The following is a 10,730-nucleotide window of genomic DNA, read 5'->3' on the forward strand; positions in this document are numbered from 1 at the left end:
GACGCGCCGCTGCCGGCCTTCGACCCGGCGCTGCCGCGCGAGCCGCTGGACCCGATGACGCTGGAGGAGCTGTCCGCCCGCTGGGGCCTCGGGACGTCGCTGGAGCGGGTGCTGGCCGTCCTGGCCGGCTGACGGACGCACGGACGCACGGGCGCGGGAAGCGCCGACACGAAGGGGGGCCCGTCGCGACGACGGGCCCCCCTTCGTGTCGGCCGCCGGCCGTCAGCCCACCGAGGAGTAGGCGATGATGCCGCGGCGCAGCCCTTCCACCGCCTTGCGGGCCGTCCGGCGCAGCTCGGCGTCCTCACCGGCGGCGTCCTGGATCTGGCCGAGCACGTCGATCAGCTGCTTCGTCCAGCGGACGAAGTCGCCGGCCGGCATGTCGGCGTCGCGCAGCACGGAGTCCAGGCTGTGGCCGAGGGCCCAGCGGTAGGCGGCCCAGGCGAAGCCGACGTCCGGCTCGCGCTGGCCGACGCCCTCGGCGGTGTTGATCCGGTGCTGCTCCTCCAGGGCGTCCAGGTGGCCCCAGATCCGGATCATCTGGCCGAGCGCCTCCTTGGTGCCGCCCTCGGGCACCCGGGGGGCGGCGGCGTCGTCGGACTGCCGGGCCTCGTAGACCAGGGCCGAGGCGCAGGCGGCCAGTTCGGCGGCGGCCAGACCGCTCCAGACGCCCTCGCGGATGCACTCGGAGGCGAGCAGGTCCAGCTCGCCGTAGAGCCGGCCGAGCCGCTTGCCGTCGTCGGTGACGGTGTCGCCCCGGAGGTAGCCGAGATCGGTGAGCAGGCCGCAGACCCGGTCGAAGGTGCGGGCGATGGTGTGGGTGCGGGAGCGCATCCGGCGCTCCAGCAGCTCGGTGTCGCGGTGCAGCCGGTGGTAGCGCTCGGCCCAGCGGGCGTGGTCCTCGCGCTCGTCGCAGCCGTGGCAGGGGTGCTGGCGCAGGGCGGCGCGCAGCCGGGTGATCTCCGGGTCGTCGGCGGCGGCCGCGCGGCCCTTGCGGAACCGCTCGGGCTCCAGGTGGCCCGCCTTGGTGCGCAGTGCGGAGGCGAGGTCGCGCCGGGACTGCGGGCTGCGCGGGTTGAAGGACTTGGGGATGCGCACCCGCTCGATGGCGGCGACCGGGTGCGGGAAGTCGATCATGGCGAGCCGCTTGACCTGCCGCTCGGCGGTGAGCACCACCGGGCGCGGGCCGTCCTGGAAGTCGGGGTGGCGCGCTCCGACCCGGCCGTTCCGGCTGACCGGCGGCAGGCCCGGGTCGAGGACGAGCGCGAGGCCGGCGAACTTGCCGGTGGGGACGTGGATGACGTCGCCCGGCTTGAGGTGCTCGATGGACTCGACGGCGGCCGCCCGGCGCTGGCTGCTGCCCTCGCGGGCGAGGTCGTTCTCGCGGTCCTTGAGCTGGCGGCGCAGGCCCATGTACTCGTCGAAGTCGCCCAGGTGGCAGGTCATGGAGGCGCGGTAGCCCTCCAGGCCCTCCTCGTTGCGCTGGACCTGGCGGGCGATGCCGACCACCGAGCGGTCCGCCTGGAACTGGGCGAAGGACGTCTCCAGCAGCTCGCGGGAGCGGTGCCGGCCGAACTGCGAGACCAGGTTGACGGCCATGTTGTAGGACGGCCGGAAGGAGGACTTCAGCGGGTAGGTGCGGGTGCCGGCCAGGCCGGCCAGCGCCTCCGGGTCCAGCCCGCGCTGCCAGAGCACCACGGCGTGGCCCTCGATGTCGATGCCGCGCCGGCCGGCCCGCCCGGTGAGCTGGGTGTACTCGCCGGGGGTGATGTCGGCGTGCGTCTCGCCGTTCCACTTGACCAGCTTCTCCATGACCACCGACCGGGCGGGCATGTTGATGCCGAGGGCCAGCGTCTCGGTCGCGAAGACGGCCTTGACCAGGCCCTTCACGAAGAGCTCCTCGACCACCTCCTTGAACCGCGGCAGCATCCCCGCGTGGTGGGCGGCGATGCCGCGCTCCAGCCCGTCGAGCCACTCGAAGTAGCCGAGGACGTGCAGGTCCTCGTCGGGGATGTCGGCGCAGCGCTCCTCGACGACGGCCCGCACCCGGGCCCGGTCCTCCTCCTTGTTGAGCCGCAGGCCGGAGCTGAGGCACTGCTGGACGGCGGCCTCGCAGCCGGCCCGGCTGAAGATGAAGGTGATCGCGGGGAGCAGGCCCTCGGCGTCGAGCCGGTCGATGACGTCGACCCGGCCCGGCGTCCAGACCTTGCCCGGGCGGCCGTTGGGCATCGAGCGCCCCCGGCCGCGGCCGAACCGGTCGCGCGGATTGCGGTCCAGCTCGGAGCGGGCGAGCCGGACCAGCTCGGGGTTGACGGCCTTGGCCGGGTTGCGCGGGGCGTCCTTGGGGCGGCCGTCGCGGTCCGGGTTGGCGAACAGGTCGTACATCCGGTTGCCGGCCATGACGTGCTGCCACAGCGGCACCGGGCGGTGCTCGGAGACGATGACCTTGGTGCCGCCGCGCACGGTGTCCAGCCAGTCGCCGAACTCCTCGGCGTTGGAGACGGTCGCGGAGAGGGAGGCCAGCACGACCGATTCGGGGAGGTGGATGATGACCTCCTCCCAGACGGCGCCGCGGAAGCGGTCGGCGAGGTAGTGCACCTCGTCCATCACCACGTAGCCGAGGCCGTTGAGCGAGGAGGAGCCGGCGTAGAGCATGTTGCGCAGCACTTCGGTGGTCATCACCACCACGGGGGCGTCCCCGTTGACGCTGTTGTCACCGGTGAGCAGGCCGACCTTGGCGGCGCCGTAGCGCTTGACCAAGTCCCCGTACTTCTGGTTGGAGAGGGCCTTGATGGGCGTGGTGTAGAAGCACTTGCGCCCGGACTGGAGGGCGAGGTGCACGGCGAACTCGCCGACGATCGTCTTGCCGGAGCCGGTGGGCGCGGCGACCAGGACGCCCTCGCCGCCCTCCAGGGCCCGGCAGGCCTCCAGCTGGAAGTCGTCCAGCGGGAAGTCGTAGAGCTGCTGGAAGCCGTACAGGGCGGTGGCCTGCTCCTTGGCCCGGCGGCGGAAGGCCGCGTACGCCTCGGCGGGGCTGAGCTCCCGGTCGTCGGGCTGCTCGGGCTCAGGGGTGTTCATCGCCGTCCGGGTGTGATTGGTGTGATCTCGCATCTCAGCGAGAGGTTACCCGGGAGGACTGACATCGATAGCACCGATTTTCCGCGCTACCGGATCGGTTCTCTCTCACATCCATAGTTGCAAATGTCTTCAAGCAGCCACGAAGCGGCCATCTTCGAAAGTCTCCGGTCATCCGCGGTGGCACGCCGCCCGGTCTCCCTACATTCGGTCCCACAGCCACCACGCAGGGGAGTCCCCCGCTCACAGGAGGAGAAGACGATGGCGAACCTGGAGACCTCGCTCAAGGAGGCCATGGCCATCGAGGGCGCGATCGGCGTGGCCCTGGTCGACTACGGCAGCGGCATGGCGCTCGGCACCCTCGGCGAGGGCGGCGAACTGGACCTCAACGTCGCCGCCGCCGGCAACACCGACGTGGTCCGGGCCAAGATGCGGGCCATGGAGCTGCTCAACCTCCACGACAACGAGATCGAGGACATCCTGGTCAGCCTCACCAGCCAGTACCACCTGCTCCGGCCGCTCACCATGCCCAACGGCCGGGGCCTCTTCCTCTTCCTCGCGCTCAACCGCGGCCGCGCCAACCTGGCGATGGCCCGCCACCAGCTCAAGCGGATCGAGGTCGGACTGGAGATCTGACCGGGCCGGGCACCAGGAAAGGAGCGCTGTGGCGGTCGCGCTGTACCAGGCCAAGGCCGAGTTCTTCCGGATGCTCGGCCACCCCGTCCGGATCCGGGTGCTGGAGCTGCTGCAGGCCGGACCGACGCCCGTCCGCGACCTGCTGGCCGAGCTGGCGATCGAACCCTCCAGCCTCTCCCAGCAGCTCGCCGTGCTGCGCCGGTCCGGCATCGTCACCGCCACCCGGGAGGGCAGCACGGTGGTGTACGCGCTGTCCGGGACGGAGGTCGCCGACCTGCTGCGGACCGCCCGGCGGATCCTCACCGGGCTGATCGCCGAGCAGAACGCGCTGCTCGCCGAGCTGCGCGCCGGCGCCGACTGACACCCGGCCCCGGCCCGGGCCGCCGGCCCCTCGCGCGGGCCGCCGCCCCGGCTACGACCCGCCCCGCCGCCCCTCGGACAGCAGCTCCGCCAGGCCCGCCGCCAGGGTCCGGTACTCGTGCGGCCGGTTGTACAGCTGCGCGCTGATCCGCAGCACCCCGCCGCCCGGCCAGGCCCGCACCACCGTCCGGACGGCGTGCCGCCGCCACAGCCGTGCCATCAGCCCGCGGGCGTCCTCCTCGGACTCGCCGACGCCCGGGGGCAGTCGCAGCGCGCGCATCGAGACGCCCGCCGCGGCCGGCAGCGGCGTCAGTCCGAGGCGGTCGGCCAGCACCGCCCGGCCGTGCGCGGCGAGCTCCTCGTTGTGCCGGCGGACCAGGTCGGCGCCGAGGCCGCGCAGCAGGTCGAAGCCGGCCGGGGCGGCCAGCCAGGGCGTGTAGTCGCAGGTGCCGCGCCACTCGACGTTCGCCGGGAAGCCCCGGTCGTGCTCCCAGGAGAGGGCGAGCGGGCGGACCTTGCCGGTCCACTCCGGGCGGACGGCCAGGACACCGGTGGCGCGCGGGGCGAAGGCCCACTTGTGCAGGTTGCCGAACCAGAAGTCGGCGTCCGGCTCGACCGGCGCGGCCAGCATGCCGGGGGCGTGGGCGCCGTCCACCACGGTGGTCACGCCGCGCCCGCGCAGCGCGGCGAGCAGGGCCGGGCCGGCGATCCGGCGCGCGGTGGGCGAGCTGATCTGGTCCAGCACCGCGAGCACCGTGCGCCCGCCGGCCGCGGCGAGCACGGCGTCCCGGACGGCCTCCTCGTCGGGGGTGTCCAGCGGCAGCCGGACGGTGTCGACCTCGGCCCCGACCTCCTCGGCCCGGCGCAGCACCGCCCGGGTGACGGCCCCGTAGCCGTGGTCGGTGACCAGGATCCGGTCGCCCGCCGCGAGCGGGACGCTGTCCAGCGCGACCGCGACCGCCTCGGTCGCGTTGGCGACCAGGGCGAGCCCGGCCGGGTCGGTGCCGAGCTCCGCGGCGATCCGGGCCCGGGCTTCGGCGACCCGGCCGGGCAGGTCGGCGAAGAAGCCGTCCGGATCGCGCTCCTGCTCCACCCGGAGCCGCTCCTGCTGCCGCTGGACGGGGACGGGCACCGCGCCGAACGAGCCGTGGTTGAGGTGGACCGCCGCGCGGTCCAGGGTGAACAGCCCGTCCGTACCGGGCAGCGGCGCCGGGGGTTCGGCGGTACGCAGGTCCTCGATCACTTCGCCTCCATGGCTGACATCATAGGTGATGTGTGACATTTCACATGACGCACTACTGGTCCAGGGCGGTGCCGCGCGGCGAACATCGGGCCGTGACCATCACCGACCCCTTCCTCACCCTCAGCGCCCGTACCGGCCGCTTCGGCTACGGCGCCCCGCGCGCGATCACCCTCAGCGAGGACGGTACCCGGCTGCTGCTGCTCCGCTCGACCGGCCCGGAGGACCGGGTCGACCGGCTCCACCTGCTCGACCTCGCCACCGGCGAGGAGCGCCTGGTCGCCGACCCCGCCGCCCTCGCCCCCGACCGCAGCGGCGACCGGGACGACCTGCCCGCCGTCGAGCGCCGGCTGCGCGAGCGGACCAGGCTGACCGCCGCCGGCATCGGCACCTTCGCCGCCACCGCGGACCTCGCGGTCGCCGTGTTCACCCTGGACGGACGGCTGTTCCGCGCCGACACCACCGCCGGCACCTGCGTCGAACTCCCCGTGGCCGGGCCCGCCTTCGACCCGCGCCCCGACCCGGCCGGCCACCGCGTCGCCTACGTCGCCGACGACGCCCTGCACGTCACCCCCGGCCACCCGCCGCTGAGCCCCGCCGACGGCGCCCGCTGGGGCGTCGCCGAGTTCGCCGCCGCCGAGGAGCTGGGCCGCGCCCGGGGCCACTGGTGGCGCCCGGACGGCGGCGCGCTGCTGGCCACCAGGGTGAACGAATCCGCCCTGCCCCGGCGGCACTTCGCCGACCCGGCCCGCCCGGACGAGCAGCCCGAGGACTTCGCCTACCCGCAGGCCGGCGGGCCCAACGCCGACGTCCAGCTCTGGGTCCTGGGCCTGGACGGCGCCCGGACCAGGCTGCACTGGGACGCCGAGGCGTTCCCCTACCTCTGCGCGGCCGAGTGGGCCGGCGCCGGTGAGGTCCTGCTGACCGTCGCCGACCGCCTGCAGCAGAACGTGCTGCTGCTCACTGCCGACCCGGCCACCGGCGCCACCCGCGAACTCTCCCGCACCACCGACGAGTTCTGGGTGGACGACCTGCCCGGCACCCCCGCCCGGCTGGACGGCGGGCGGCTGCTCACCGTCCTCGACACCCCCGAGGCGCGCGGCCTGGCACTGGACGGCAAGCCGCTGGACACCACCGGCCTGCAGATCCGCCGGGTGGTCGGGCGACTGCGCGGCAAGCTGCTCTGCGAGACCGGCCAGGGCGACCCGGCCGACCAGTACGTCCATCTGATCGACCCGGACGGCGGCGCGCCCGAGCGGCTGGGCTCGGGCCACGGCGTCCACTCCGCGCTCGCCGCCGCCGACACCCTGCTGCTGGTCTCGGCCCGCCCCGACGGCGTCCGCCGCCGGCTGACCGGCCCCTCGGGCGAGACAGTGCTCACCGACCTGTCCGCCGCACTGCCCTACCGGGTCGAACCGCGGCTCGCCCGGGTCACCGAGCACGGCCTGCCCACCGCCGTGGTGTACCCGCGCGGCCACCGGCCCGGCCGGCGGCTGCCCGTCCTGCTCGACGTCTACGGCGGGCCCGGCTTCCAGGCCGTGGCGAACGAGCCGCGCCGCTGGCAGCTCCGCCAGTGGTGGGCCGACCAGGGCTTCGCGGTCGTCACCACCGACAACCGGGGCACCCCGTTCGTCTCCCCCGCCTTCACCCGGGCGATCTTCCGCCGCTTCTCCGAGGCCGCGCTGGAGGACCAGGTCGCCGCGCTGCACGCGCTCGCCGAGGACCACCCCGACCTCGACCTCGGCCGGGTGGGCGTGCGCGGCTGGTCCTACGGCGGGTACTTCGCCGCGCTGGCCGTCCTGCGCCGCCCGGACGTCTTCCACGCCGCCTGCGCGGGCGCGCCGCCCACCGACTTCCGCCGGTACGACACCGCGTACACCGAGCGCTACCTGGACCTGCCGCAGCACAACCCCGAGGGCTACGCGGCGGACTGCCTGATCGACGACGCGCCGTCGCTCACCCGGCCGCTGCTGCTGATCCACGGCCTGGCCGACGACAACGTGCACCCCTCGCACACCCTGCTGCTCTCCCAGGCGCTCACCCGGGCGGGCCGCCCTCACGGCGTGCTGCCGCTGCCCGGCGTCACCCACATGACCCCCGACGGAGTGAACGAGCAGGTCACGACGGCCGAACTCGCCTTCCTGCGGGGCGCCCTGGGGTAGCGCCGCCGGGGCGTCGGTCCGGCCGCCGGGCCGGCTCCGCCCCCGCCACGACCGGCCGTTCCCCCCGGGGAGCGGCCGGTCGCGCATCCGGGCCCTGTCACCTTGTCATGCGTCTTCCGTGTGACCCATGACATGTGAAATATTACCTGCGCTCCATCGACCGTTTCCCGACTCCCCGACCACCACCGTCCTGAAAGGACAGGTCAGTTGCGCAGACTGTCCGCGGCACTCGCGGCCGCGCTCACCACGAGCGCGATAGCGGCCACCCTCCTCGGCACCCCCGCCCAGGCCGCTCCCCCCTCCCCCGTCACCATCGCGGCCGCCGCCGCCCAGGGCGGCGAGGAGGGCGGCACCGAGGCCCCGCCCGGCCCGCTCGCCCCCCAGGAGCGCGAGCGCCAGTCGCTCCGCACCAAGGCGCTGGAACAGCTCAACAAGGGCTCCGTGGCCAAGGCCGCACAGAAGCGGGCGCCCGCCAAGGTGAAGATCGGCAACGACTACGTCCAGCTCGCGCAGCAGCGCAAGGACAAGGTCTTCGTCATCCTCGCCCAGTTCGGCGACCAGGTGGACAACACCACCCAGTACAACGGCCAGCCCCGCTACGGCGGTACGCCGGGCCCGCGCGCCAACACCATCCCCAAGCCCGACCGGAGCGACAACCACACGCTCTGGAACGAGGACTTCAGCCGGGACTACTACCAGCAGCTGTTCTTCGACGACCGGCCCGGCGCGGTGTCGATGCGCAACTACTACCGCACCCAGTCCTCCGGCCGGTACGACGTCGAGGGCACGGTCAGCAACTGGGTGACCCTGCCGTACAACGAGGCCCGGTACGGCAGCAACAAGGGCCCGCAGGGCTCCGGCGCCTGGACCCAGGGGCAGGAGTTCATCCGGGACGCGGTCAAGGCCTGGTACGACGGCGAGGTGGCCAAGGGCCGCTCCGCCGCGGACGTCAAGGCCGAACTGGCCCAGTACGACGTCTACGACCGCTACGACCACGACAAGGACGGCGAGTTCAACCAGCCCGACGGCTACCTGGACAACGTCATCGTCGTGCACGCCGGTGTGGACGAGACCTGGGGCGGTGGCGCCCAGGGCGCCGACGCCCTGTGGGCGCACCGCAGTTGGGCCTTCCCCGACGCGTCCGGGCAGACCGGCCCGGCCGGCAACAAGATCGGCGGCGCGCCGGTCGGCGACACCGGCCTGTACGTCTACGACTACGTCCAGGGCGGCGAGAACAGCGGCGTCGGCCTGTTCGCCCACGAGTACGGCCACAACCTCGGCCTGCCCGACCTGTACAGCACCAACGGCGGCGACAACAGCGTCAACTTCTGGTCGCTGATGTCCTCCGGCTCCTACCTGGGCAAGGAGAAGAACACCACCGGCGCCTACCCGGGCGACCTCGACGCCTGGAGCAAGCTGCAGTTCGGCTGGCTCGACTACGACGAGGCGCAGGCCGCGACCCGCTCCAGCCACGCGCTCGGGGTCAGCGGCTACAACACCGACCAGGCCCAGGCCGTCCTGGTCCACCTGCCGGACAGCACCACCACCACCGACCTCGCCGACCCCTTCCAGGGCGGCCGGCAGTGGTGGAGCGACACGGGCGACAACCTGGACAACGCGCTGGCCCGCACCGTCGACCTGCGGTCGGTGAGCGGCCCGGCCGCGCTGGACGCCGCCGCCTGGTACGACATCGAGCAGGACTACGACTTCCTGACCGTCGAGGCCTCCACCGACGAGGGCAAGACCTGGAAGGCCCTCGGCGGCACCGTCGACGGCGCCCCGATCGGCACCACGGCCGCCAACACGCCCGGGTTCAGCGGCGCGTCGGGCACGTACCGGAAGGTGCACATCCCGCTGGACGCCTACGCCGGCCGGCAGGTGCGGCTGCGGTTCCACGTCACCTCCGACAACAACACGCACGGCCGGGGCGTGCTCGTCGACGCCGTCCGGATCACCGCCGGCGACACCGAGCTGTTCGCCGACGGCGCGGAGAACGGCGCGGGCGACTGGACGGCCACCGGCTTCTCGGTCATCACCGGCCGCGCCGCCGTCAAGCAGCACCCGCGCGCCTACCTCGTCGAGAACCGCCGCTACAGCGGCTACGGCGCCTTCCTCAGGACCGGCCCGTACAACTTCGGGTACTCGGGCGTCGAGGGCAAGCAGAACATCGTCGACAACTACCCGTACCAGGAGGGCGTGCTCGTCTGGCTCTGGGACACCGCGTACGGCGACAACAACACCAAGAACCACCTGGGCGGCGGGCTGATCCTGCCGGTCGACGCCCACCCGGCGCCGATCCGCTTCAAGGACGGCACCCTGGTCAACGGCCGCGCGCAGACCTTCGACGCGACGTTCTCGCTGAAGCCGACCACCGCCTTCACCCTGCACAAGGGCGGCGTCCCGGTGCGGATCGGCGCCGAGCCGGCCGTCCCGGCCTTCAACGACCGCACCGGGGTCTACAGCGACCCCGCCACGCCGCAGCTCGGCGTGAAGGTGCCGGACACCAACACGAAGATCGAGGTCGTCCGCGAGGCCCAGGGCGGGCGGATCACCACCGTCCGGGTGGGCCCGGCCTCCTGATCCGGCGAACGGCCCCGACTCCCGCGCACGTGGCGGGAGTCGGGGCCGTCGCACGTTCCGGGGCGCACGGCACCGGGCACGGGCGAGTGGCACCAGGCGCGGGCGCGCGGCACCGCCGTAGGCGCACGACACCGGGCACGGGCGCGCGACACCGGCCGTGGGGCGGGCGGCCGGGGAACGCGGAACCGGCGCGCCGCCGAAGCGACGCGCCGGTGGAACCCGGTCGAGCGTGGCCCTCGTGAGGTTCCCCGCCACGCCCGACCGGGCGTCAGTGGGAGGGCTACCGCCGCAGCGGGCCCTCGCAGGTGTAGTCGGTGGTGCCGGCCCGACCGGTGGGCCAGACGTCGACCTTGCCGAACCAGCAGTTCATGTCGGCCAGGTTGTTGGCGGCGGCGCCGCCGCGGCCGAGGAGGTAGGTGTCGACGGTGGCGGCCATGTCCGCCCGGACCCGGCCGGCGTCGGCCGCGTCGGTGAGGTTGGCGGTGATGCGCCCGGAGCAGCTGAAGCGCATCTTGTTGTTCCAGTCGCCGTTGTCCTTGCAGACCGGGGCGTTCTGCGTGGCGGCGGCGAAGGCGGCCTGGACCTCGGAGGCCCAGGCGTACCTCAGCGACCCGTTGGGGGTGTAGCGGGTGTTCGGGACGTAGAGGGAGTCGGCGAGCGGTATCTCGGCGTCCAGG

6 protein-coding genes and 1 pseudogene are annotated in these 10,730 nt (G+C 73.7%); 4 read left to right on the forward strand and 3 right to left on the reverse strand.

All coding sequences use genetic code 11. The annotated features are described in order from the left end of the window. Nucleotides 1-222 precede the first annotated feature (222 nt). Nucleotides 223-3,078, reverse strand: coding sequence for a DEAD/DEAH box helicase (locus tag ACWDRR_RS43585; protein ID WP_449777902.1), 2,856 nt, complete (start codon nt 3,076-3,078; stop codon nt 223-225). Nucleotides 3,079-3,336: 258 nt separating this feature from the next. Between ACWDRR_RS43585 and ACWDRR_RS43590 the strand changes: the two genes are divergently transcribed. Together ACWDRR_RS43590 and ACWDRR_RS43595 are read left to right on the forward strand one after the other, a co-directional pair. Continuing rightward, a complete protein-coding gene (locus ACWDRR_RS43590) occupies nt 3,337-3,711 on the forward strand; it encodes a hypothetical protein (RefSeq protein WP_449777903.1) in 375 nt (124 codons plus the stop codon). Between the two features lie 28 nt (nt 3,712-3,739). Continuing rightward, on the forward strand, nt 3,740-4,072 hold the full coding sequence (locus ACWDRR_RS43595) for an ArsR/SmtB family transcription factor (protein WP_387886721.1): 333 nt from the start codon (nt 3,740-3,742) through the stop codon (nt 4,070-4,072). A 51-nt stretch (nt 4,073-4,123) separates the two neighbouring features. On the opposite strand, the gene ACWDRR_RS43600 is transcribed toward ACWDRR_RS43595, so the two are convergent. Continuing rightward, nucleotides 4,124-5,314, reverse strand: a complete 1,191-nt coding sequence (locus tag ACWDRR_RS43600; RefSeq protein WP_449777904.1) for an aminotransferase class V-fold PLP-dependent enzyme — start codon at nt 5,312-5,314, stop codon at nt 4,124-4,126. Between the two features lie 92 nt (nt 5,315-5,406). On the opposite strand from ACWDRR_RS43600, the gene ACWDRR_RS43605 reads away from it, so the two are divergent. Further along, on the forward strand, nt 5,407-7,473 hold the full coding sequence (locus tag ACWDRR_RS43605) for a prolyl oligopeptidase family serine peptidase (protein WP_449777905.1): 2,067 nt from the start codon (nt 5,407-5,409) through the stop codon (nt 7,471-7,473). Nucleotides 7,474-7,680: 207 nt separating this feature from the next. Continuing rightward, nucleotides 7,681-10,053, forward strand: coding sequence for an immune inhibitor A domain-containing protein (locus tag ACWDRR_RS43610; RefSeq protein WP_449777906.1), 2,373 nt, complete (start codon nt 7,681-7,683; stop codon nt 10,051-10,053). A 280-nt stretch (nt 10,054-10,333) separates the two neighbouring features. On the opposite strand, the pseudogene ACWDRR_RS43615 reads toward ACWDRR_RS43610, so the two are convergent. Continuing rightward, nucleotides 10,334-10,730, reverse strand: a pseudogene (locus tag ACWDRR_RS43615) (collagenase); the annotation flags it as partial.

This window comes from Kitasatospora sp. NPDC003701, from assembly GCF_053587085.1.